This window comes from Micromonospora sp. NPDC047644 (assembly GCF_040704315.1).
GTDB lineage: Bacteria > Actinomycetota > Actinomycetes > Mycobacteriales > Micromonosporaceae > Micromonospora.
Window position 1 is genome coordinate 129,218 of the sequence record NZ_JBEYSY010000003.1, and the last position, 22,631, is coordinate 151,848.

The 22,631-nt window shown below is 72.9% G+C and carries 20 protein-coding genes and 5 tRNA genes; 13 read left to right on the forward strand and 12 right to left on the reverse strand.

Annotated elements, in window-relative coordinates; all coding sequences use genetic code 11:
* Positions 1 to 2: 2 nt before the first annotated feature.
* The gene (locus tag AB0877_RS06635) at positions 3 to 605 is read right to left on the reverse strand and encodes a TetR/AcrR family transcriptional regulator (protein ID WP_366607301.1); all 603 of its coding nucleotides are present in this window, start codon (positions 603 to 605) and stop codon (positions 3 to 5) included.
* A gap of 387 nt (positions 606 to 992) precedes the next feature.
* Here AB0877_RS06635 and AB0877_RS06640 point away from each other — a divergent pair.
* The 3 genes from AB0877_RS06640 to AB0877_RS06650 all read left to right on the forward strand — a co-directional run bounded on the left by AB0877_RS06640 (position 993) and on the right by AB0877_RS06650 (position 1,258).
* Positions 993 to 1,065: transfer RNA gene (locus AB0877_RS06640), tRNA-Gly, on the forward strand.
* A gap of 34 nt (positions 1,066 to 1,099) precedes the next feature.
* A tRNA-Cys gene (locus tag AB0877_RS06645) sits at positions 1,100 to 1,170 on the forward strand.
* 13 nt (positions 1,171 to 1,183) lie between these two features.
* A tRNA-Val gene (locus AB0877_RS06650) sits at positions 1,184 to 1,258 on the forward strand.
* A 62-nt stretch (positions 1,259 to 1,320) separates the two neighbouring features.
* On the opposite strand, the gene AB0877_RS06655 is transcribed toward AB0877_RS06650, so the two are convergent.
* From AB0877_RS06655 to AB0877_RS06665, 3 genes are all read right to left on the reverse strand, one after another.
* Positions 1,321 to 1,932, reverse strand: a complete 612-nt coding sequence (locus tag AB0877_RS06655) for a winged helix-turn-helix domain-containing protein (RefSeq protein ID WP_366607303.1) — start codon at positions 1,930 to 1,932, stop codon at positions 1,321 to 1,323.
* Positions 1,933 to 2,287: 355 nt separating this feature from the next.
* The gene (locus tag AB0877_RS06660) at positions 2,288 to 3,022 is read right to left on the reverse strand and encodes a GNAT family N-acetyltransferase (RefSeq protein WP_366607305.1); all 735 of its coding nucleotides are present in this window, start codon (positions 3,020 to 3,022) and stop codon (positions 2,288 to 2,290) included.
* Between the two features lie 379 nt (positions 3,023 to 3,401).
* Entirely contained in the window at positions 3,402 to 3,644 is a 243-nt protein-coding gene (locus AB0877_RS06665) for a DUF6458 family protein (protein WP_124819826.1), read from the reverse strand.
* A 146-nt stretch (positions 3,645 to 3,790) separates the two neighbouring features.
* Between AB0877_RS06665 and AB0877_RS06670 the strand changes: the two genes are divergently transcribed.
* Together AB0877_RS06670 and AB0877_RS06675 are read left to right on the forward strand one after the other, a co-directional pair.
* Positions 3,791 to 3,863: transfer RNA gene (locus AB0877_RS06670), tRNA-Gly, on the forward strand.
* Between the two features lie 26 nt (positions 3,864 to 3,889).
* Positions 3,890 to 3,964, forward strand: a tRNA-Val gene (locus AB0877_RS06675).
* 72 nt (positions 3,965 to 4,036) lie between these two features.
* Here AB0877_RS06675 and AB0877_RS06680 read toward each other — a convergent pair.
* The 4 genes from AB0877_RS06680 to AB0877_RS06695 are packed head-to-tail and all read right to left on the reverse strand — an operon-like array spanning position 4,037 to position 11,616.
* On the reverse strand, positions 4,037 to 6,796 hold the full coding sequence (locus tag AB0877_RS06680; RefSeq protein ID WP_366607307.1) for an FtsX-like permease family protein: 2,760 nt from the start codon (positions 6,794 to 6,796) through the stop codon (positions 4,037 to 4,039).
* The gene (locus AB0877_RS06685) at positions 6,793 to 9,957 is read right to left on the reverse strand and encodes an ABC transporter permease (RefSeq protein ID WP_366607309.1); all 3,165 of its coding nucleotides are present in this window, start codon (positions 9,955 to 9,957) and stop codon (positions 6,793 to 6,795) included. The genes AB0877_RS06680 and AB0877_RS06685 overlap by 4 nt, the downstream gene beginning before the upstream one ends.
* A gap of 7 nt (positions 9,958 to 9,964) precedes the next feature.
* The gene (locus tag AB0877_RS06690) at positions 9,965 to 10,687 is read right to left on the reverse strand and encodes an ABC transporter ATP-binding protein (RefSeq protein WP_366607311.1); all 723 of its coding nucleotides are present in this window, start codon (positions 10,685 to 10,687) and stop codon (positions 9,965 to 9,967) included.
* A complete protein-coding gene (locus tag AB0877_RS06695; protein WP_366607313.1) occupies positions 10,684 to 11,616 on the reverse strand; it encodes an ABC transporter ATP-binding protein in 933 nt (310 codons plus the stop codon). Before AB0877_RS06695 ends, AB0877_RS06690 begins: the two co-directional genes overlap by 4 nt.
* A 204-nt stretch (positions 11,617 to 11,820) precedes the next feature.
* On the opposite strand from AB0877_RS06695, the gene AB0877_RS06700 reads away from it, so the two are divergent.
* The 3 genes from AB0877_RS06700 to AB0877_RS06710 all read left to right on the forward strand — a co-directional run bounded on the left by AB0877_RS06700 (position 11,821) and on the right by AB0877_RS06710 (position 13,889).
* On the forward strand, positions 11,821 to 12,339 hold the full coding sequence (locus AB0877_RS06700) for an RNA polymerase sigma factor (protein WP_366607314.1): 519 nt from the start codon (positions 11,821 to 11,823) through the stop codon (positions 12,337 to 12,339).
* On the forward strand, positions 12,336 to 12,803 hold the full coding sequence (locus tag AB0877_RS06705; RefSeq protein ID WP_366607316.1) for a hypothetical protein: 468 nt from the start codon (positions 12,336 to 12,338) through the stop codon (positions 12,801 to 12,803). Before AB0877_RS06700 ends, AB0877_RS06705 begins: the two co-directional genes overlap by 4 nt.
* A gap of 93 nt (positions 12,804 to 12,896) precedes the next feature.
* On the forward strand, positions 12,897 to 13,889 hold the full coding sequence (locus AB0877_RS06710) for an NAD-dependent epimerase/dehydratase family protein (protein WP_366607317.1): 993 nt from the start codon (positions 12,897 to 12,899) through the stop codon (positions 13,887 to 13,889).
* A gap of 25 nt (positions 13,890 to 13,914) precedes the next feature.
* Here the strand turns inward: AB0877_RS06710 and AB0877_RS06715 are convergent, their stop codons facing one another.
* From AB0877_RS06715 to AB0877_RS06730, 4 genes are all read right to left on the reverse strand, one after another.
* A complete protein-coding gene (locus tag AB0877_RS06715) occupies positions 13,915 to 14,760 on the reverse strand; it encodes a universal stress protein (protein WP_366607319.1) in 846 nt (281 codons plus the stop codon).
* A gap of 11 nt (positions 14,761 to 14,771) precedes the next feature.
* On the reverse strand, positions 14,772 to 17,165 hold the full coding sequence (locus tag AB0877_RS06720; protein WP_366607321.1) for a phosphoketolase family protein: 2,394 nt from the start codon (positions 17,163 to 17,165) through the stop codon (positions 14,772 to 14,774).
* Between the two features lie 67 nt (positions 17,166 to 17,232).
* Positions 17,233 to 18,093, reverse strand: coding sequence for a universal stress protein (locus tag AB0877_RS06725; RefSeq protein WP_366607323.1), 861 nt, complete (start codon positions 18,091 to 18,093; stop codon positions 17,233 to 17,235).
* Between the two features lie 92 nt (positions 18,094 to 18,185).
* A complete protein-coding gene (locus AB0877_RS06730) occupies positions 18,186 to 19,067 on the reverse strand; it encodes an NmrA/HSCARG family protein (RefSeq protein ID WP_366607325.1) in 882 nt (293 codons plus the stop codon).
* A gap of 84 nt (positions 19,068 to 19,151) precedes the next feature.
* On the opposite strand from AB0877_RS06730, the gene soxR reads away from it, so the two are divergent.
* From soxR to AB0877_RS06755, 5 genes are all read left to right on the forward strand, one after another.
* The gene (soxR, locus tag AB0877_RS06735; protein WP_366607327.1) at positions 19,152 to 19,631 is read left to right on the forward strand and encodes a redox-sensitive transcriptional activator SoxR; all 480 of its coding nucleotides are present in this window, start codon (positions 19,152 to 19,154) and stop codon (positions 19,629 to 19,631) included.
* Between the two features lie 31 nt (positions 19,632 to 19,662).
* Entirely contained in the window at positions 19,663 to 19,899 is a 237-nt protein-coding gene (locus AB0877_RS06740) for an HTH domain-containing protein (protein ID WP_007457155.1), read from the forward strand.
* The gene (locus AB0877_RS06745; RefSeq protein WP_366607680.1) at positions 19,899 to 20,477 is read left to right on the forward strand and encodes a Clp protease N-terminal domain-containing protein; all 579 of its coding nucleotides are present in this window, start codon (positions 19,899 to 19,901) and stop codon (positions 20,475 to 20,477) included. The genes AB0877_RS06740 and AB0877_RS06745 overlap by 1 nt, the downstream gene beginning before the upstream one ends.
* 93 nt (positions 20,478 to 20,570) lie before the next feature.
* Positions 20,571 to 21,575, forward strand: coding sequence for a diacylglycerol kinase family protein (locus tag AB0877_RS06750; RefSeq protein ID WP_366607330.1), 1,005 nt, complete (start codon positions 20,571 to 20,573; stop codon positions 21,573 to 21,575).
* Entirely contained in the window at positions 21,568 to 22,569 is a 1,002-nt protein-coding gene (locus AB0877_RS06755) for a YihY/virulence factor BrkB family protein (RefSeq protein WP_366607331.1), read from the forward strand. The genes AB0877_RS06750 and AB0877_RS06755 overlap by 8 nt, the downstream gene beginning before the upstream one ends.
* The last annotated feature ends 62 nt before the right edge of the window (positions 22,570 to 22,631 follow it).

The window sequence follows — 22,631 nt, forward strand, 5'->3', positions numbered from 1 at the left end:
GCTCAGTCGAGGTCGGCCGGGTCCAGGCCGAGCTCTCGGGCGGTGACCAGCCGGACCCACTCGCCGAACTGACGGCGGGAGATCACCCGGTCGTGCACGGCGAGTTGGACGGCGAGGCCGTCCATCACCGCGCTGATCCGCCACGCGGCCCCGTCGGCGTCGGCGCACTGGAAGGTGCCGTCGGCCACCCCGGCGGTGATCACCGCGGCCAGGTCCTGTCGCCAGCGCAGGTCGAGCCGCCGGGAGACCTTCTCCAACTCCGGGGTGCGCAGCGACTCGGACCAGCCGTCGATCCACATGGACCAGGAGGTCGCCCGACCGGCCGGAGTGTAGAGCTTGAGGATCCGGCGGAGCTTGGCCAGCGGTGCGGCCGAGGAGCGGGTCACCGCGTCGAGCCGGGCCAGATCCTGCTCGACCGCGTACGCGAAGGCCTGCGCGAGCAGCCGTTCCTTGGTGGCGAAGTGGTAAAAGACCAACGCCTGACTCACGCCCGCGGCATTCGCCACGTCAGCCGTCCGGGTGTTGGCCAGACCGCGCTCCACGATAACGTCGCAGGCGGTGCGCAGCAGGGCATCCAGGCGGATCTCGGCCGCACGTCTCGTCACGACCGTTACCGTAGCCCATCCGACTGAACACGAACAGTTACCACCGCGCGCCGATCCGCACCGTGGCAGTCGGAAGCCGGACACTTCTTTCGGGTGTCGTCAGTCGTTCCATGGAGAGTGTTCACCGAGGTCCGCTGCCCGGTGCCGGGTCGTCGAGACGTCGATGGTCAGGTATGCGACGCGATGATGACGATCATTGCCGAGGAGTGTCGGAGCGTGACCGTCAGTGCTGGATTCAGGAACCAGGCCAGCCACCTAGGAAGCCGGCCGGGAGTGATCCCGCTCCAGCCCCAACCAGCCGGGACGCGCCGAGGCGACCCCGAGTTGGCAGTCAAACACCTACTCGGCTAAAGTTCTCATCCGTCACCCGGGAACGTCCGGGGGCGTGCGGACGTAGCGCAGCTGGTAGCGCATCACCTTGCCAAGGTGAGGGTCGCGGGTTCGAATCCCGTCGTCCGCTCGGAGCTGCCGCCACGCATGACGGGGGCAACCTCGGTGGGGTGGCCGAGAGGCGAGGCAACGGCCTGCAAAGCCGTGTACGCGGGTTCAAATCCCGTCCCCACCTCGGCAACAAGCACGGGCGATTGGCGCAGTGGGAGCGCGCTTCCTTGACACGGAAGAGGTCACTGGTTCAAACCCAGTATCGCCCACCAAAGGAGAACGGCTCGTCACCGGAAGACCGGTGGCGAGCCGTTTCGCTTGCGGTGCCACGTCATCAGTCGACGCTGAGCCGGTAGCCGACGCCTCGTACGGTGTGCACGCGCAGGGCATCGTCGACGGCGTGCAGTTTGCGACGTAACCGCTTCACGGCCGAGTGCAGGCTCGACGTGTCGCCGAGGAACGCGCAGCCCCAGACCGATTCGAAGAGCTGCTGGTACGTCCAGACTCCGACCGGTGCGGTGGCGAGTTGAGTGAGCAGGTTGCGCTCGAGTCGGGTCAAGCTCAGCCTCTCTCCGCGCCACGTCACCAGGTGGTCGTGCGGGTAGATCTCAAGGTCATGCAGGCTGATCCGTCCCGAGATCACCGCAGGGACGGGCGCGGCGGCGGCCCCCGGTGCTGCGGCGGCCCTCACTGCGGGAGCGGCTTCGGCGGCGGCCTCGCGGGCTGCGGCTTCGGGCGCTGCGGCTTCGCGGGCTGCGGCTTCGCGGGCGGGGGCTGATGCGTTGTCGGCACCGGGCGGGGCGGGGCTGAGGAGTGAGGCCGGCCCGTTGACCATCGGCGGGCCGATCATCGCCTGAAGCTCGGTGAGGTCGGTGCAGATGACCAGAGTGCCGAGCCCGTCGAGCCGCCGCACCATCCGCTCGCGTACCGACACGTCAGCGCTCACACAGAATACGAGGGACAAATCGTCGACCATCGTTCCCCTTCCCCAGGTGCCACAGGAAAGACAACGCTGTCTGGCCGCTGTAGTCAATGGTTTCGCCGGCAACCATCGCCGGGCGGCCGGCACCGCGCCAAGGTCGCGCCCGATCCTGGATGTAGTGGTATCGCGCCGTCGATGAGGCCACTACATCCAGGATCCAGCACGATCTTGGCGGCGAGCGGCGCGGGCGGGCGGCGGGCTGCGAGCGGCGAGCGGGCGGGCGGCGGCCGTCGGGCGGCGGGCGGCCGTCGGGCGGGCGGCCGTCGGGCGGGCGGGCGGCCGTCGGGCGGCGGGCGGCGGGCGGGCGGTGCGGGCCGGTTCAGAAGGTCAGCAGGCGGAACTCGCCCACCGGCCGGAAGCCGAGGCTGCGGTAGACCGACTCAGCGACGGCCGTCGAGGTGAGGGCGGCGGTGCGGGCGCCCCGTTCGGCGGCCAGGGTGAGGGCGGCTCTGGTCATGGCCGCGCCGATGCCTCTGCGGCGCTGCGCCGGCTGGGTGCCGACGAAGTAGAGGGTGACCAGACCGTGGCTGATCCAGGCGACCGCCGTCGCGACGATCCGGCCGTCATCGAGGTGACCGGCGAGCCGCAGCACTGTGCCCTCGCCGGTGAATGCCTTCTCCCGTTCGATCGTTGCCGCCACACCGTCCGCCGGAATCCCGGACACCCGGGCATAGGCGGGAACGAATGTGGCGAGGTCGGCGGTTTCGGCGATCCGCACGCCGGCCGGAGTCGGCACCTCCGGCACCGCCCCGATCCCCACGGTCATGATCGGCATCCGGGCGACCTGCGCCGCGCCGAGGGAGACCAGGCCGTCCGCGGTGCCGGCGTCGCTTTCCGGGCCGACCCACCAGATCCGGGGTACGCCGTGCAGGCGCGTCCGGGCCTCGCTGAGCGCGTCCTGCGGCGTGCGCCCGACCACCCGCAGCACGCCGTTGAGGGGTGCGTGCGGCACATCGCTGCGGTAGGTCGGGTGACCCGGCCCCCCGGCGACGCCGATGTTCCAACCGAGCAGGTACGCCCGGTGCGCGGCCAGCACCGTGTCGAGGGGCTTCATGATCTGGATCGTAGCGCGAGGGCGGCAACCCCCTTGGCCAGCGCCGATCTTGCAGTTTCGGCTGTCGATAGAGGGTGAAATGCAACTTGTGTCGGCACAGAAAGTGCAAGATCGCGGGCGAGGGCGGCGGGCCCGTCGATCATGGCGTTGTGGTGCCTGCTTTGTCTTGTCGTGAGTAGGTACTCACGCAGCACCATTCCATGATCGACTAGGCGGTGTTGGCGAGGACATCACCGGCGGCGGCCGGCATCTCTGTTGCCTCGTGTCCCGTCCTGCGCTGCCACCGATCGCGTTCACGGACGGGCCGGCCGCCTTCAGCGAGGTGGCCGGCCCGGATCCGCTGTGGTCTGGCGGCTCGTCCAGCGGTGAAGTGGCCGGGTCACAGCGGCGGCGCGATGTCCCGCCGCTCCTCGACCCGCTGGTACTCCACCGGCTGCTCGGTCGTGGTGACGACCTGGCGGCGACGACCCCAGATCAGCGTGGTCATGATCAGGCCGAGCACGCCGGCGCCCATCAGGATCCAGCCGACCACGTCGAGGTTGATGCCGCCGACGCTCGCGTCCAGTGCGAAGGTGAGGATCGCGCCGAGCGCGATCAGGAAGATGCTGGTGCCGATACCCACGACAGCCTCCTTAGGGGGTGTGGTGCGCTGTCGTGCCCATCAGTACCCCGGGCGGGACCAGCGCAACCGCGACCGCCCAGGGTGCCGTTCCAAGCGATCTTGGCATCGGGTAGAGTTCACCTGTCGCCGGCGCTCGCCGGGGACGTGCGGACGTAGCGCAGCTGGTAGCGCATCACCTTGCCAAGGTGAGGGTCGCGGGTTCGAATCCCGTCGTCCGCTCGCGATGTGCCCCACGGGGCCGCCACGGGCGATTGGCGCAGTGGGAGCGCGCTTCCTTGACACGGAAGAGGTCACTGGTTCAAACCCAGTATCGCCCACCATCCACACAGAGCGATCAGAAGGCCCGTTGCCGGATTCCGGCGACGGGCCTTTTCTTCATGGGTGACCAGCGGTCATTCGCCGGCGCGGAGTACCTCGCTCAGCCGGTCACGTCGCCGCAGCGCCGACTCGACGGGTACGACGGTGGCCGCCGCCGCCAGCAGCGCCACGCTCAGCAGGCCCAGCAGCCACCACGGTCGGGCCGCCGCCGGGTCGGCGGCCTGGCCGGTGAGCAGCCGCAGGTCGAGCGGGCCCAGCGTCAGGCGTGCGAGCAGGGCCCCGAGCAGCGGGCCGCACACCGCGGTGACCACGACCGGCGGGAGCAACTCCCCGGCGGCGACCCAGCGGACGTCGCGTGGCCGCAGACCAAGGGTCCGCAGCCGGGTGAGGGTCTGCCACCGCTGCGACGCACCGGCGGCGGCGGCCAGCGTGAGGCCGAGCAACCCCAGCGCCAGCAGCACCGCGGCAGCTGTCCACGCCAGCCGTACCAGCCCGGCCGTCAGCGGAGCCACCCGCTGCGCCCGCAGGACGTCCGTACGCAGTACGACGTCGGAGGCGACTCCGGTGTTCGACACGGCCCGTCCCGCGCCGGGCCCGGTCACCCAGACGGTGTTCGCGACGGCGGGCAGCCCGGCGCGGGCAAGGGCCGTGGCGTCCACGATGACGACGTCGTCGACGCCGCCGACGGAGGGAGCGGTGCCGACGGCGGCGAGACGGATCGCCGGGGCGTCGTCGCGGGGGAGTTGCAGCCGCGAGCCGGTGCGCAGATCGCCGGATTTCGAGCCGACCAGTGCCGGGACCTCCCCGGGGCTCGGGCCGGGGGCCGTGAGCCGGGCCAGCGCCGGCGCGTCGGGCAGCGCGGTGGTGGCCAGCAGGCGCTGGAACGCGGTGGCGTCCACGATGACCAGGCGCGGGGTGAGCAGTGTCGATTCGGTGAAGACGCGCGCCGAGTCGGTCACCTGCCCGACGACGACCTGTTCCACCCCGGGTGCGGCGGCGATGCGCTGGGCGAGTGCGGGCGTGGCGGTCGCGGCGTCCGCGCCGACGTCGAGGCGGGCGTCGGCGCCGACGGTGCTCCACGCCCCGTCGGTCAGGCCCCGGGTGACGGTGGCGCCGAGGATGAGCGCGAACGACGCGAGCGCCGTGGTGCTGACCAGCACCAGCAGGGGCAGCGCGCGTCCGGCCGTCGTGGTCGCCTGGGAGGCACTGAACACGGCCAGGGGGCGGCGTGAGCGCAGGGCCTGTCGGAGCGCGAACCGCGCCCCGAGTGGCAGTAGCCGGAGCAGGACGAGCGCGCCGACGAGCGCGCCCAGGGCGAGGGCGCTGACCGGCAGGATGAGGTCGCCGGTCAGTTCACCGGTGTCGCCGTCGGCGGCGACGGGTAGGAGCCCACGCTGGTGCAGTGTGACGAAGGCGGCGACCGCGGCGATCAGGACAGCACCCTCCACGGCGGCGCGGCGCAGCTGGCCGGTGGCCCGGATCCAACGCCGAGCGGCGGGGTTGGCGGGTTGGCGTCGGTCACGGCTGGCGCGGGCGGCGGCGAGGGTGCCGAACGCCGGCCCGGCGACCACGCCGGCCAGGACCACGGGAACGGCCCAGGTCCAGGCGACGTCTCCAGCGGCAGCGCGCGCGAGCGCGAGCCCGACGGCGGCGGCCGACAGGGACACCACCGCGGACTCGATGACCAGTTCCGCGCCGAGGTCGGGGAGCGCCGCCCCACGCTGCCGGGCGATGCTCAGCACCGGGGCGCGGCGGCGGACCAGCAGGTCGGCGGCGAGCAGCAGGACCAGCACCGCGGCGGTGAGTACCCCGGCGAGCAGGACGGCGGCCTGCGCCGCAGCGGCGTTGTTACGGGTACGGGCGTCGCGCAGGACGGCGTCGAGCTGCGATTCCCACTTCAGGGACTGGTCGCGGTCGCTCGACGCGCCGGAGGTCGCCTTGAGCTTGACCACCTGGCTGGCGAGCGCCGTCGTGGAGTCCGAGGTGAGCGCGTCGGGACCGGGTGCGAAGTGGACGGTGCGTCGCAGTTGGTCCTCGTCGACGGCGAGCCGGGCGTCCGGTAACGACTCGCGCGACAACAGGCCGTTGAACCGGGTGGTCCCGACGCCGTCCGCGCCGGGTACGGGACGCAGCAGTGCCGGGGCGAGTCGCCAGGCCGGGTCGGCGCTGTCCGCGGGTCGGTAGATCCCGCTGACCCGGACGTCCTTGTCGCGACCCTCGCCGTCCTTGACCGGGATCCGATCGCCGGGGCCGAGGTCGAGTGCGGCGGCGTCCGCCTCGGAGAGGCCGATCTGCACCGGCCAGGGGGGTCCGTCGTAGGGGACCTCGACGTACCGGTCGGAGACGGTGGGACCGGGCGGGCTGCCGGCGATCCAGGTGACGTCCGGGCCGCCGAGGTCACCGGCCAGGTAGGTGAACTGGAAGGTACGCGGCGCGTTGCCGTCGGTGATGCTGAGGATCGGGCCGTTGACGATGGTGACGGGCGGCAGCAGCGCGGCGTCCAGGTCCGGCCCGAGCGCGGATGTCGTTCGGGCGAGGAAGGCGTCGACCGCCTCGGCGAGGTTGGGCATCCTCACCCGACCACCGGTCGGTCCGTCGTCGCGTTCCCAGTCGGCGTGTGCCAGGACGTTCGAGTCGGTGCCGGCGTCGCGGACCGTGTCCCGGACGGCGTCGTCGGCGGCGGCGCGGAGCAGCGGCGGCACGGCCCCGGCGAGCAGCGCGACCGTCGCGATCACGGCGGCGGTGAGCAGCAGCGGCCCGACGCCGCTACGGCCACGGCCACGGACGCTGGGCCAGTGCGGCGTCGGCCACCGCCGGGTCAACCACCGGTTCACGGTGCCACCCGCAGGTGCGCGGCATCGGCCCGGCGGACCTGGACGGTGACCACGATGGCGACTGCCAGCACACATCCGGCCAGCAGGACGGCGAGCAGGGCGCTCTCGGCCGGCCACGGCCAGTGCGGTTGGGCGACCGGGACGGGCGCGGCGCCGGTGTCGGAGCGCACCAGCAGGGGAGCGACGACGTGGGTGGCGAGCGCGCCGACGGCCGTGCCCGCCGCGAGCAGGGGCAGCAGTACACCGGCGTGTTGGCCGAGCAGCACGGCCCGGGTGTCGCGTCGGGACATCCCCAGGCCGCGCAGCCGCGCCACCTCGACGGCGCGGACCCGCAGATCACAGGTGACGTGCAGGACGACGCCGGCGAGCAGCAGCAGTGCGGCGGCCGGGACGATGAGCCGGAGAGCTGCCGGCAGCCCGGCGCTCAGCGGGCCGTCGGTGAGACGGGCGGTCTCCGCGTCGCGGGTCGTGACGGTGCCCAGGTGCAGGGCGGTGGCCCGCTCGGCGGCACCGGGCTCGGCCGGGTGGCCGACCCACCAGGCGTCGACCGGGAACGTCAGGTCGCCGGTGACGACGCGTGCGCGGGACAGTGTGTCCAGGTCGGCCAGCACGGCGGCGGCGCCGGGGGCGGACGGTACGGTCGGGATGACCTCGGTGACGACGACCGGGACGGGCGTGATGCCGACCGTGACGCTGAGTGTGCTGCCGCGATCGGCGCCGACCTCGCTGGCGAAGTGGTCGGAGACGGCGACGGGCACCGGGCCGGGGTCCGGGAAGGCGGTGGCGACGAGGGTCCGGGCGGCGTCGTCGGCGCCGGCGAGGTCGACTGTCGTGGCCATCCGCAGCGCGGTTCCCGTCGGCGTGGCGGACATCATGACCGTCGGGTCGACCAACCTGCCCGGGACCGGCGGCGCGGACGTGGCGGTCCAGTCCGACCCGTCGGAGGACCTCTCCGCCGAGCCGGCGGGCGGCACGGTGAGCGTGACGGCCACGGCGACGCGTCCGCCGACCGGGTCGGCGGCGATCGGCAGGGCGACCGCGACGAGCCGCAGTCCGTCGGCCGACGCGCAGTCGGGCAGCCGAACCTCCCGACCGTCGAGTGGTACGGCGGGACCGGTGCAGGTCGTGCGCAGGCCGGTGGTGTCCTGCAGCAGCAGTGTGGGCGTCACGGTGAGCGGGGTGCCGCCGGAGGCGGTTCCGCTCAGTACGAGCGGGGCGCCGGCCGGGACGGCGAGGCCGGTGACCCGGGTGGGTGGTGCCAGCGCGGTGCCGACGTCCGCCCATCCGCGTTCGCTGTCGAGCCGCCCGCGCAGCAGCGCGTCGGCGCGGGTGGTGTCGACGGCGACCAGACGCGGCGCGTCGCCGGCGGTGCCGAGCCATTGACCGACCGTGGTGCCACGGTCGAGGGCCGGACTCACCGCTCCCGTGGTGGCCGCGCTGACGACGGCGCCGTCTCCGGCCACCGGCGCCGTGCTGAGGGTGAGTGCCAGGTCGGTGCCCACGGAGAGCGCGGCCTGGTCGCGTTGCGACTGGTGCCACGTGCTGTCGAAGGCGAGGCCGAAGGTTCCGGCCGCGCAGGCCAGCCCGACGAGCAGCCCGGCGGCGACGGCTTGTGGCCGGCGGGCAGCCTCGGAGACCGCCAGCGGAAGCGCCAGCCCGCGGGCGCGGTACGCCAGCCGGTCGGCACCGCGCAGGGCGGGGAGTACCACCCGGAGGGCCAGGGCGGCACCTGCGGTGAGCAGCAGTGCCGGCGCGAGCACCCGGACCGCGTCGGCGCGCGGGCTGGCGGTGGTGGGCTGCGCGTACAGCTGCCACCACCCGACGGCGGCGAAGACCGCGAGCAGCAGGTCGGCGCCGGATCGGGCCAGCAGTTCGCGGCGGGTGCGCCGCTCGCCGGCCGCCGGGACGGGTCGGATCGCCAGGACGGTGAGCACGGCGGCGAGCACCAGCGCGCCACCGACGACCGCGAGGACCTGGACACCGGCGACGGCTGGCCGGACGGTCAGGCCGGCGCCGTCCAGCGGTGGCAGGTGCGTCAGAGCGGAGTGCAGGGCCGACGAGGCAGGTATCGCGAGCCCGACGGCGACGGCGGCGACGAGCCCGGCCTCGACTGTCGCGGTGACGGCGAGTTGGCGACGGCTGGCGCCCAGGGCGGCCCGCAGGGTGGTCTCGTCGGCGCGGATGCCCGCGGTCAGCCGGCCCGCGAGGACGAGTGCTGTCGCGGCCAGGACACCGCCGAGGACGGCGACGGCGAGTACGACGGCGGCGGTGACGTGCCGTTGGTCGTCGGCGGCCCGCAGGGTCAGCGGCAGGTTGGAGGCGACCCGTGCGAGCTGGACGCGCTCGCCGAGGGTGCCGGCCAGCCGGCGGTCGGCGTTGTCGACGGCCCCGGCCACGGTCTCCAGGTCGCTGCGGCTGTTGTGGGACAGGTCCGGATGGGCGGTGACCTCCATCCGGTCGACTGTGGCGCCGGTGGTGACCAGGTCGGCGAGGTCGACGAGGAACGGGCCGTAGGCGTTGACCGGCTGCATGAATCGGCCGTCCCGGTAGCCCATGGCGGAGCCGGCCGCGGCCAGCGGGTCCCGGTCCCAGCCGCGTCCCGCGAGGGGGCGCACCACACCGACGACTGTCACGTCGATGGCCGGGACGGGCGCGTGGGCCAGTTCGGCGCCGAGGCGTACCCGGCGACCCGGGGTGAGGCCGAGCAGGTGCGCGGTGGACTCCAGCAGCACCGCGTCGCCCGGGTGCTGTGGCCAGCGCCCGGTTACCAGTTCGGCGCGGGTCGGCAGGTCGTCCAGCCCCGACAGGTAGGCCTGCGGTGGGACGGTGGTGCCCGTGGCGAGCGTGGGCGGCAGCGCCCGCAGCACCGTCGACGCCCGCGCGGTTGTCGTCACCGGGATCGGTGCGAGCGTGGACGTCACGACGGTACGGGTGTCGGCGTCGACGGACTGGGTGTCGCGGCCCTCGACGGTGCCGGTGTAGACGGTCACGTCGACGTCGGCGGGAGCGGCGCGGGCCATGGCGACCTCCAGCGCCCGCTCGGCGGTGCGGGTGACGAGCAGGGTGCAGGTGCCCAGCAGGGTCGCGCCGATCGTGACGACCCCGAGGAGGGCTGCCAGCAACGGCCACTGCGCGCGGGCGCGCCGGCTGACCAACCTCATCGTCGCGTCACCGTACGTCCGGCGCGGGTACGTACGGCTGCCCGGCTGCCTGTTCGTCGAGGTGCCCGTCGTGGATGCGGATCACCCGGTCGGCCAGGGCCATCATCACCGCGTCGTGCGTCGACACCAGCACGGTGACGCCCTCGGATTCCACGATCCCGCGCAGCAGCGCCATCACCGACAGGCCGGTCTCGGCGTCCAGTTGCCCGGTGGGCTCGTCGGCGAGCAGCAGTCGGGGCGAGGCGGCCAGCGCGCGGGCGATCGCCACCCGCTGCTGCTGGCCGCCGGACAACTCGGCCGGCCGCTGGTGGGCGTGGTCGGCCAGGCCGACCAGATCCAGCAGCAGTTCGACGCGCCGCTCGCGCTCGGTCGGGGCGACGCGGGCCATCCGCAGCGGGGCAGCCACGTTCTCCGCTGCCGACAGCACCGGGATCAACCCGAAGCTCTGGAAGACGTACGACAGCTTCTTGCGTCGCAGCCGGGACAGGCCGTCCTCGTCGAGCGCTGTGACGTCGGTGCCGTCGACGTGCACGGTGCCGGCGTCCGGGCGGTCCAGGCCACCGATGACGTTGAGCAGGGTGGTCTTGCCCGAGCCGGACCGGCCGACCAGCGCCACCATCGAACCGGCGGCCACGTCGAACGACACGCCGCGCAGGGCGTGTACGACGGTCGGCCCGGCCGGGAAGCGCCGGTGTACGCCGCGCACGTTCAGCAGCGGCTCGCTCCTCATTCGCCGCTTCCCGAGTCGGGGCGGATCGTGATGTGGTCGGGTTCCAGGGCCAGCCGTACCCGCCGGGTCAGCGCCAGCGCCTGGCGGAACTCCCGGGGCACCTGGACCCGCCCGGCCCGGTCCATCACGGCGTACTCCTCGGCGATCATGTGCGTGTCGCCCTCCGCGTCGGTGGTGGTGCGGCGCAGCACCTCACTGCTGGTGCGCCCGTCCCGGATCGCGACGGTCCGTTCGACCTGACCGCTGACCTCCGGGTCGTGGGTGACCACGACGACGGTGACGCCGTAACGCTGGTTGACGTCGCGCAGCACAGCGAAGACCTCGGCCGACGTGGCGGCGTCCAGCTCGCCGGTCGGCTCGTCGGCCAGCAGGACCCGTGGCTGATTGGCCAGCGCCACCGCGATCGCGACCCGCATCTGCTGCCCTCCGGAGAGTTGCCCGGGGCGGCGATCGGCGCAGTCGGCGACACCGAGGCTGTCCAGCAGCTCGCCGGCGCGCTCGCGGCGTTCCCGCTTCGGGGTACGGGCCGCCGTCATCGGCAGGTCCACCATCTCCCGCGCGGTCAGGTAGGGGATCAGGTTGCTGGCCGTCTGCTGCCGTACGAACCCGACGGTGTGCCGTCGGTAGTCCACCCGGTCGGCGCGGGACATCGCCAGCAGGTTCCACGCCTCGACCCGGACCCGCCCGGCGGTGGGGGCGTCGATGCCGGCCAGGATGGAGAGCAGAGTCGACTTGCCCGAGCCGGAGGCACCGACGACCGCGACCAGCTCACCGCTCTCCACGGCCAGATCGAGGCCCTGCAGTGCCTGCACCTCGATCGAACTGGTCTGGTAGATCCGCACCAGGTTCTCGCAGACGATGAGCGCGTCGCGGCCGAACTCGGGCGCCCGCGCGGAGGGCTGCGGCAGGGACAGCGGGGTGCTGGACATTCCCTGCTCCGTCCGGGTTGTGCTGAGGAAGATTGAAGCAGTTTCGCAATCGGCGGCTTCGTTGACCATGCCCGGGGTGGCTTTCCTGCATTCTGGGCGGGGGTCTACCGTCGCGACCCCCCACCCGCCGACGCCGGTTTTTCGCTGTGGCGGGTCGTGAACCTGCCGGGCTTTCACGCCGACTGAACAGGCGAAGGAGGGCCGATGAGCGATGAGTTGCTGGTGGTCCGCTGCCAGTTGGGCGAACGGGAGGCGTTCGCCGAGCTGGTGCAGGGCTGGCATCCGGCGGTCGAACGGTACGTCGGGCGGATGCTCGGTGGGTCCGACGACGATGTGGTGCAGGAGATCTGGTTGGCGGTGGTCAAGGGGCTGCCGACGTTGCGGCAGCCGGACCGGTTCACCCCGTGGCTGTTCATCATCGCCCGCCGGGCGGTGATGAACCGGCTGCGGGAGGCGTACGCCCGCCCGGAGCCCGAACCGGTCGATGACCTGCCCGGCGGCGACGAGGCGCAGGAAGTCGTCGACCGGGAGACGCTGGCCGGGGCGCTGGCGGCGCTCCCCGCCCGGGAACGGGAGGTGCTTCTGCTGTTCTACCTGGAGGACCAGCCGCTGGACGCGTGCGCGCTGATCTGCGGCGTACCCGTCGGCACTGTCAAGTCGCGGCTCAACCGGGCCCGCAGGTTGTTACGTCACGAGCTGGTGCGGAAGGGGTACGAGGCATGACTCCGGAAGAGGTGCTGGCGCGACTGGACGCGCCGTTGTCGCTGCGCAGGCGGGTCGGCTACCTGGCCCTGGCCTTCACCGGTCTCACCGCCAGCGCCCTGATCGGCCTGCTCTGGGCCACCGAGCCCGGGTTGCCGACGCGCACCAACGTGGCCTTCGCCGTCCTGGTGGCGATCGGCTTGGGCTGGGCGGTCTTCGGTGGTTGGGCCGTGACCCGACGGACTCCGCTGTTCGCCCGGGATCGGGTGGTCGCCGGTTGGCTCGGCGTCGGGGCCTGGCTGGCATTCAGCGTCGGCGCGCTGATCATCAGCCTGCTGCGCCACGAACTGGAGCCGGCGCTGCTGGGCGTCGTGCTCCTGCTCGGCGCGGTGGCGGCCCTGAACCTGCGGGCCGCCCGTCGGGCGCGTGCGGCGCTGCTGCGCCGCAGGAGCGCGCTGGCCGGGTCGGCGACCGGCACCAGGTGAACGGCGGCGCCGCCGTCCGGTTCTGCCACGGGCAGATCCGCTGCCGGCGAACGGGGGCGCCCGTCGCCGGCCGGTGCCAGCAGGGTGGAGCGCATGAGACTGCTGGTGCTGGGTGGTACGGGCTTCGTGGGCGGGGCGACGGTCGCCGAGGCGGTGCGCCGCGGCTGGTCGGTGACGGTGTTCAACCGAGGGCTGCACGGCACGGTGCCGTCCGGCGTACACCGGTTGCGGGGTGACCGCACCGCGCCGGACGGCCTGGCCGCTCTGGCGGGCGGCGAGTGGGACGTCGTTGTGGACACCTGGGACGGTGCGCCGCGGGCCGCCGGCGACGCCGCGCGCGCCCTGGTCGACACGGTCGGTCACTACGTGTACGTGTCCAGCGGGTCGGTCTACGCCGACCATGCCGCAGCGGGGTTGCACGAGGACTCCCCGGTGGTGGACGCCGACCCGGGCGCCGTCGACGGCGACTACCCGCAGCTCAAGGCCGGTGCCGAGCGCGCCGTGCGGGAGGTGTTCGGTCGGCGTGCGCTGGTCGCCCGGGCCGGCCTGATCCTGGGCCCGGGCGAGGACATCGGTCGGCTGCCCTGGTGGCTACGGCGCGTCGAGCGGGGCGGGGACGTGCTGGCTCCCGCCCCGGCCGACCTGCCGGTGCAGTACGTCGACGTCCGCGACCTGGCGGGGTGGATGCTCGACGCGGGCGCCCGGCGGGTGGGCGGCACGGTCAACGCGGTCGGCCGTCCCACCCAGACCACGATGGGCGAGCTGCTCGACGCGTGCGTGGCCGTCACCGGCTCGGACGCCCGGTTGCGGTGGACCGACCCGGCGTCGATCCTCGCCGCCGGGGTGCAGCCATGGAGCGACCTGCCGATCTGGCTGCCGCGTGGCCACCCGTCCCGGGGGTTGTTGGAACGGGACGTGACCCGGGCCCTCGCTGCCGGGTTGATCTGCCGGCCGGTGGCCGAGACGGTCGCCGACACCTGGCGGTGGCTGCGCGAGGTCGGTGCGGTTCCGCCGCGCGCCGGGCGACCGCACCGCGGCTCGATCGGGCTGGACCCGACGCTGGAGGCCACGGTGCTCGCTGCCTGACCGCCTCTCGCGGTCCGCGACACGGTCAGCGTTCGCGGACCACCGCCACCGGGCAGGCGGCGTGCTGGATGAGCTGTTGGCTGACCGAGCCGAGCAGCATCCCGGCCAGTCCACCCCGGCCGCGGCTGCCGACCACCACCAGCCGCGCGTCCCGGCTCGCCTCGATCAGCATCGCCGCCGGGCTGGCCGGAACCAGGTCGACGGCGATGGTCAGCTCGGCGAACGTGCGTCGCCACGGCTCCAGCGCCTGCTCCACGGCGGCCCGCTCGTCCGGCACCCCGGCCGCCCCGCCGGGGCCCGGTGTCCAGGCGTGCAGCACACGCAGGGGCACCTGCCGCTGCGCGGCCCGTTCGGCCGCGAAACCGAGCGCCACCAGTGACGCGTCCGAGCCGTCCACACCGACCGCCACCGGGCCGGCCAGGGCTCTGTCGGCCCCGTCCCGGACCACCACGACCGGGCAGTGGGCGTGCGCGGCGACGGAGACCGCCGTCGACCCGGCCAGCAGGCCGCCGAACCCGCCGTGACCCCGGCTGCCGAGCACCAGCATCCCGGCCTCCGCCGAGCGTTCCTGCAACACCAGCGCGGGCGGCCCGTCGTACACCTCGCCGGTGATGGTCAACCCGGGGTTCGCCGCCGTGGCGTCCGCCGCGGCCCCGCGGACCAGGTCGTCGACCTGCCGGCGGGCGGTGTCGTCCGGCCAGACGCCGGGGGCCACGCCCGGGCCGACCCAACTGGCCACCGTCAGCCATTCGAAGACGTACGCCAGCCGCACCGGCTGGCCAGTGTGCCGTGCCTCGTCGATCGCCCAGTTCAGGGCCACCGAGGCATCGGTGGAGCCGTCGTAGCCGACCAGGATCTCCGCGTCGCGCACGTCGTCCTCCTTCAGGGGGTGGTCGGGTCGGTTTCGCGGACCCAGCGCCACTCGGCGACCTGGGGGTCGTCCTCCCCGTACTGCCGGGTGTAGTCGCGGGCCGCCTGCCGGGCGTCGACCATCCGTTGGCGCAGGTGCGCGGCGCCGGCGGCCAGCCCGGGCACCCGGTCGATGACGTCGATGACCAGGTGGAAGCGGTCCAGGTCGTTGAGCATCACCATGTCGAACGGAGTGGTGGTGGTGCCCTCCTCCTTGTAACCACGCACGTGCAGGTTCTCGTGGTTCGTGCGGCGGTAGGTGAGGCGGTGGATCAGCCAGGGATAACCGTGGTACGCGAAGATGATCGGTCGGTGCTGGGTGAAGATGGTGTCGAACTCGTTGTCGGTCAGGCCGTGTGGATGCTCGGTGTCCGGCTGGAGTCGCATCAGGTCGACCACGTTGACCAGGCGCACCTTCAGTGTCGGCAGGTTCTCGCGCAGCAGCTCGGCGGCGGCCAACGTCTCCAGGGTGGGCACGTCTCCGCAGCAGGCGAGCACCACGTCCGGTTCGGTGTCGCCGTCGTTGCTGGCCCACTCCCAGATGCCCAGGCCACGCCGGGTGTGCTGGATCGCCTCGGTCATCGTCAACCAGTTCGGGGCGGCCTGCTTGCCGGCCACCACCACGTTGATGTAGTGCCGGCTGCGCAGGCAGTGGTCCATGGTGGCGAGCAACGTGTTGGCGTCCGGCGGCAGATAGACCCGCACCACCTCGGCCTTCTTGTTGACGACGTGGTCGATGAAGCCGGGGTCCTGGTGGGAGAAGCCGTTGTGGTCCTGCCGCCAGACGTGGCTGGAGAGCAGATAGTTGAGCGACGCGATCGGTTGCCGCCAGGGGATGGCCCGGGTGACCTTCAGCCACTTGGCGTGCTGGTTGAGCATCGAGTCGACAATGTGGATGAACGCCTCGTAGCTGGTGAACACGCCGTGCCGGCCGGTCAGCAGGTAGCCCTCCAGCCAGCCCTGGCACAGGTGCTCGGAGAGCACCTCCATGACCCGGCCGTCGGGGGAGAGGTGGTCGTCGCCGGGCACGGTGGCGGCCACCCAGGCCCGGCCGGTCACCTCGAACGCCGCGCCCAGCCGGTTGGACGCGACCTCGTCCGGGCCGAACAGCCGGAACGTCTCCGGGTTGGCGCTGATGACGTCGCGGATCCACGGGCCGAGCACCCCGGTCGCGCCAGCGATGGGCGTGCCCGGTTCGGGGACCTCCACGCCGTAGTCGCGGAAGTCCGGCAGGGTCAGGTCGCGCAGCACCACGCCGCCGTTGGTGACCGGGTTGGCGCTCATCCGCCGGTCACCGCGCGGCGGCAGCGTCAGCAGCTCCTCCACCGGCGCGCCGGTCGCGTCGAACAGCTCCTCCGGGCGGTAGCTGCGCAACCAGTGCTCCAGCTCGGCCCGGTGCGCCGGGTTGTCGCGTACGCCCGACAGCGGCACCTGGTGGGCGCGGTAGGTGCCCTCCACCTGGGTGCCGTCGACCTCACGCGGGCCGGTCCAGCCCTTCGGCGTCCGCAGAACGATCATCGGCCAGCGGGGGCGTTCGACGACGCCCTCGGAGCGGGCCCGCCGCTGGATCTCGGCGATCTCGCCCAACACGCGGTCCAGCGTCGCGGCGAGGGCCCGATGCACCCGGGCGGGCTCGTCACCGGCCACCACGTACGGCTGGTAGCCGGATCCGCGCAGGAGGTCGAGCAGGTCGTCCTCGGGGATCCGGGACAGCACCGTCGGGTTGGCGATCTTGTAACCGTTGAGGTGCAGGATGGGCAGCACCGCGCCGTCCCGCGCCGGGTTGAGGAACACGTCGGAGAGCCAACTGCCGGCCAGCGGGCCGGTCTCCGCCTCGCCGTCGCCGATCACGCAGGCCACCAGCAGGTCCGGGTGGTCGAACGCGGCGCCGTAGGCGTGGCTCAACGCGTACCCGAGCTCGCCGCCCTCGTGGATCGAACCCGGCACGTCCGCCGCGACGTGGCTGGGGATGCCGCCCGGGAAGGAGAACTGGCGGAAGAGCCGGGACATGCCGGCCTCGTCGCGCCCCACGTCGTGGTAGCGCTCCGACCAGGTGCCCTCCAGCCAGGTGTTGGCCACGATGGCCGGCCCACCGTGGCCGGGGCCGGTGACCAGCATGGCGTTGAGGTCGCGCGCCACGATCACCCGGTTGAGGTGGGCGTAGATCAGGTTGAGGCCGGGGCTGGTGCCCCAGTGCCCGAGCAGCCGGGGTTTGATGTCGTCGGGGGTCAGCGGCTCGCGCAGCAGCGGATTGTCCAGCAGGTAGATCTGCCCGACGGTGAGGTAGTTAGCGGCGCGCCAGTAGGCGTCCAGCCGGCGCAGCTCGTCGTCGCTGAGGGCGTGGTGCACGTCGAGAGCGGTCTCCATCATGCTGCCTCTCGCGGGTTGGAGTGGGGCGTCCGGCACCGGGCCCGGCCGCTGCGGACGCCGTGGGTCAGGGTCGTTGGTCCCGTGCCGATCGGGCGCCGGGCCCGGTCAGCGGCGCCTCGGCCAGGCCGCGGACGACGACCACCGGGGCCGGGGAGTGGTAGAGCAGGGACTGGGCGACCGCGCCCAGCATGGCCCGCCCCGGCTCGTCGCCACGGGCGGCGACCAGCGCCACCTGCGCGTTGCGGGAGGTGTCGATCAGCACGTCGGCGGGGTCGCCGCGTACCACGCGACACTCGGTCGGCACGGTGTGGTCCCGCCCGGCGTGCCGGGCCAGTGCCTCGGTGAGCTGCTCGGCGACCGCGTCGGTGTCCTCGTCGTACTCGACCACCCGCAGCGCCAGCAGTCGGGCTCCCCGGCGGGCCGCACAGCGCACGGCCCACTGGAGGGCGAGGTGTGAGCTGGGGGAGCCGTCGACGCCGACCAGCACCGGGCCCTGCGGTGGCGGTTCACGTCGAACCACCAGCAGGGGGCAGCCGGCGCGTGCGGCCAACTGCACGGCTGTCGTATCGGCCGGAACACACTGGCCGCTGCCCGCCATGCCGCTGTCGCCGACGGCCAGCAGGAAGGTGCCCTCCGAGCGGCGGATGAGGGTGGGCAGCATGGTGCTCTCGACGATCTCCCCGCGTACGGTCAGCCCTGGCTCGGTCTGGTGGGCGAGTTGGGCGGCGCGGGTGATCAGTTTTTCGGCCTGGTCGCGGGGAGCGGCGACGGTGTCCGCGGCGAAGGCCGCGCGCCAGTCGAAGGTGTGCAGCAGGTGCAGTGGCCGGCCGTGTCCGGCGGCCTCCTGCGCGGCCTGTTCGACGACCGGGAGGTCGAGTTCCGACCCGAGGCCGACCAGCACCGCTGCGTCGGCGGGTGCGGCCATCCGATATCACCTCCCGGGCGTCGCGCCCGGCACGACCAAGCTGTCCCTGACCGAGGGTAGTCGGATGAGCGGGGCAGCGTAGCGTCGTTGCGTTATCGCCCGCTCGTCCGGCCCGAGAGGACCCGGTCCCAGTCGACGGTGCGCGCCCAGTCGGCGTAGCGGTGCCAGGCGACGTCGGGGTACGTGGCGTGCAGCGCGTCGACGTCGACGAAGTCGGTGTTGTCCTCGAAGCGCTGGAACATGTCGGCGATCTCGTCGCCGGCCCACTGCCGGACCTGGTCCAACGGCAGCTGCTGGTACGGGATCTCGCGGCCGAGCACGTCGCTGAGGATGCCGGCCGCCTCCTCGCCGGTCACCCGGTCGGAGACGACGTCGATCCGCTGGCCGACGAACCGCTCGGGGTGCTCGATGGCGTGCACGGCGAGGCCGGCGATGTCCCGGACGGTGACCTGGTCCAGCGGCTTGCCCCCGGACAACGGGTTGGCCAGGATCCCGTCGGTGAGGCGGCTGAACCCGGTGTTCAGGACGTTCTCCATGAAGTAGACCGGCCCGAGGACGGTCGCGCGTACCTCCCGCGCGCGCAGGTACGCCTCGATGTGTTGTTTGCTGTCGGCGTGGTCGATGTCGGTCTCGACCATCCGGTCGGCGCCGCGTACCGAGGAGTAGACGAGGTGCGACTCGGTCACCGCGTCGACCAGGAGGCGACCCTGGGCGATCTCCTCGTCCTTCCCGCCGGATCCGAACGGCACGGACAGCCCGAAGACCGCGTCGACACCGCGAGCGGCGGAGGCGAGCGCCGCCGGGTCACCCAGGTCGCCGACGACGAGCCGTGCTCCCGCGGCGGACAGCGCCTGGGCGCGCGGCGACTCGGGTGAGCGCACATAGGCGGTGACCTCGTGGCCGTGCTGGAGCAGCAGATCGACGACGGCGCCGCCCTGCTGCCCGGTGGCGCCGATGACGAGAACTGTGGTCACGGAGAGGCTCCTTGCTCGCGGTTTCGGGACGCCGCTGATCCTCTGGCCTCAACCATGGTTGAGGTCAAGCGGTACGGTCGATCCATGCCCAGGCCCCACACCACGTTTCACGAACTCACCGTCGGTCAGGTCGCCGACCGCAGCGGTGTCGCCGTCTCGGCGCTGCACTTCTACGAGCGCAAGGGCCTCATCCGCAGCACGCGGACGACGAGCAACCAGCGCCGGTACAGTCGCGACACCCTGCGGCGGGTCGCGTTCATCCGGGCCTCCCAGCACGTCGGCATCTCGCTGACGGCGATCCGCGAAGCCCTGGACCAGCTGCCCAGCGAACGCACCCCGAACCCCGACGACTGGGCCCGGCTGTCGGCGGCCTGGCGTATCGAGCTCGACGCCCGCATCGCGCAGTTGCAGGCGCTCCGGGACGACCTGAGTGACTGCATCGGCTGTGGCTGCTTGTCGCTGCGGGCCTGTCATTTGACCAACCCGCGGGACGTGCTCGGTCGTGAGGGCTCCGGTGCGCGGCGGCTGCTGTCACCGCGAACCGATCATGTCAACCAGGGTTGACGGGAGGGCATTGTCAACGTATGTTGACGGCATGAGTCAGGCGACAGAACTAGCGGCGGCAGCCGGCAGCACCGACCCCCGGGTCGGGTTGCGCGCCGTCCGCGCGCTACGCCGGCTCCTCGAGCGGCTCGAGGTGGTCCAGGTCGACAACGCCCGACGACAGGGCTGGTCCTGGCAGGAGATCGCCGACGCGCTCGAGGTCAGCCGGCAGGCAGTGCACAAGAAGCACGCCGGGCGACCGGCGGTCAACTCATCCTGGGAGGCGTGATGTTCGAACGGTTCACCGACCGGGCACGCGACGTGGTGCGACGGGCGCTGGAGGAGGCGCGGGTCGAGGGCCAACGCCCGGTCGGCACCGAGCACCTGCTGCTCGCCCTGCTCGCCGACGACGCCGGGCTGGCCAGCCGGGTGCTCGCCGATGCCGGGGTACGCGGCGACGATCTGCGCGAACGTGTCCGCCGGCACACGGTCAGCGGCGGTGCCGGCCTCGGCGACGCGGACGCGGCGGCCCTGCGGGAGATCGGCATCGATCTGGCCGCGATCGTGGCCCGCATCGAGCAGTCCTTCGGCCCCGACGCCCTACGGGAGGCGGTGCCGGCGCCGCGCCGCCGCTGGAGGCGTCGGCGCTACCTCGGCGGCCCGTTCTCGCCCCGCTCGAAGAAGGCGCTGGAACTGTCCCTGCGCGAGGCCCTGCGACTGCGACACAAGCACATCGGCACCGAGCACATCCTGCTCGGGGTGCTCCGGGAGGGCCACGGGCTGGGGGCGGTGGTGCTCACCGAGTCCGGGGTCGACCTCGACGATCTGCGCAGACGGGTGGAGGTCGCGTTGCGGGCGGCGGCCTGACGGGCGCGAGCATTCTGAAACCTGTCTGTGGAACTTCCGACGCCGGTTGGCCGCCGGCTCGCTGAAGCGGGCCGGGTGCTGCACACTGACGCCGTGAATGCTGGACAGGACAGGCGGCCCGCCGGCGGCGACGGCGGGCTGCGCTCCGCCGTGGTGGTGAACCCGTCGAAGGTCGACGATCTCGACGAGCTGCGCCGCACCGTCGACGACGCCCTCGCCGCGGCCGGCTGGCCCGAGCCGAAGTGGTACGAGACCACTGTCGAAGACCCCGGCCGGGGCCAGACCGAAGAGGCCGTCAAGGCCGGCGTCGACCTGGTTTTCGCCTGCGGCGGCGACGGCACCGTGATGGCCTGCGTCAGTGGGTTGGTCGGCACCGACGTGGCCCTCGCGGTGCTGCCGCAGGGCACCGGCAACCTCCTCGCCGCCAACCTGGGGCTCTCCACCGATCTGGCCGCCGGGCTCCAGGTCGCCGTCGAACGCGGTCGGCGACTGCTCGACGTCGGCGCGGTGGAGGACAAATACTTCACCGTGATGGCCGGCATGGGCTTCGACGCCCAGATGCTCGAAGCCACGAACGAGACGACGAAGGCGCGCATCGGCTGGCCCGCGTACGTGGTGGGCGCCGTCCGTCACCTGCGGGACCGGCCGATGCGGGTGCAGATCCGCATCGACGACCGGCCGCCGGTGCGCCGCCGGGCGCGTTCGGTCCTGATCGCCAACGTGGGCCGGTTGCAGGGCGGAGTGACGCTGCTGACCGAGGCCGAGCCGGACGACGGCTGGCTCGACGTCGCCGTGCTCACCCCACGAAACCTACGGCACTGGCTCGCGCTCGGCTGGGCGGTGATCCGCCGTAGCGGTCAGGTGCCGCAGTTGGAGGTGTTCCGGGGTCGGCGTGTGGTGGTCAGCAGCAACCGGGCGCAGCCTCGGGAGCTGGACGGCGACCTGATCTCCCCGGGTCGGCACCTGCGGGCGGAGATCCGGCCCCAGGCGCTCTGGCTCTGCGTTCCGCAGCCCGAGGACGCCCCCGACCTGGCCGTCGACGCGCAAGGCGCCGGGGAGCGGGGCGAGCAGCTGATCGAAGAAGCGCGCCGTGAGTAGCACCCGGATCGTGCCGGAGACCCGGCTGATGGCCGACGAGGAGCTGTCCGCCGACGACGCCTGGCACACACTGCGCCGGCAGGGCGGCTGGCACCTGCTGCGGGATGCGTTCATCCGGTTCCGCTACGGCGACGGCTTCAGCCACTCCCGGGCCTTCGCGCTGCAACTCTGCCTGGCCGTGGTGCCGTTCCTGATCGCGCTCACCGGCCTGATCACCGAGCTGGGCGTCGAGGAGGGCGGCCGGGTCGTCGCCGACACCGTGCTGGCGCTCACCCCCGGTCAGAGCGCGGAGGTCGTCGGTGACCTGCTCGGCGAGGGCGAACGCGCCGAGGACGCCGGGGAGCTGGCACTGACCCTTGGTCTGCTCACCGGCCTGTTCGCGCTCACCACCACGATGGCCCAGATCGAGCGGGGCGCCAACCGCATCTACGGCGTCGAGCGGGACCGCCCGGCGCTGCGCAAATACCTGCGGGCCGCCGTGCTGGCCGTCACCGCAGGCCTGCCCGCGCTCGCCGGCTTCCTGATCCTGGTCGGCGGCGGTGCGATGGGCGACTCGGTGCGCAGGCACTACGAGTGGGGCGCGCTCGCCCACGTCATCTGGGACGTGATCCGCTTCCCGCTGAGCCTCGGGTTGACCATCGTCGCCGTCGCCGTGCTGTTCCGACACGCGCCGCGCCGCAACCAGCCCGGCCTGTCCTGGCTGTTCTTCGGGGCCGGCATCGCCACCGCGCTGTGGTGGCTGGCCAGCCTGCTGCTGGCCGCGTACGTGCGGTTCAGTGACGGTTTCGGGCAGACCTACGGCGCCCTGACCGGCATGATGGCGCTGCTGCTCTGGGCCAACCTGACCGGGATGGCGCTCTTCGGTGGGCTGGCCTTCGCCGCCCAACTGGAGGCGTTGCGCATCGGTGCGCGGGAGCCCGCCCAACCGGATCTGTGGGAGCCCGACCCGGACCGCGCCGAGCTGTACGACACCGGGGACATGTCGGCGCTCTAGCGCTGTGGCGTGTACGACGGACGCGGATCGGGTAAAGCGCCTCGCCAGACAGGAAAGGGAGG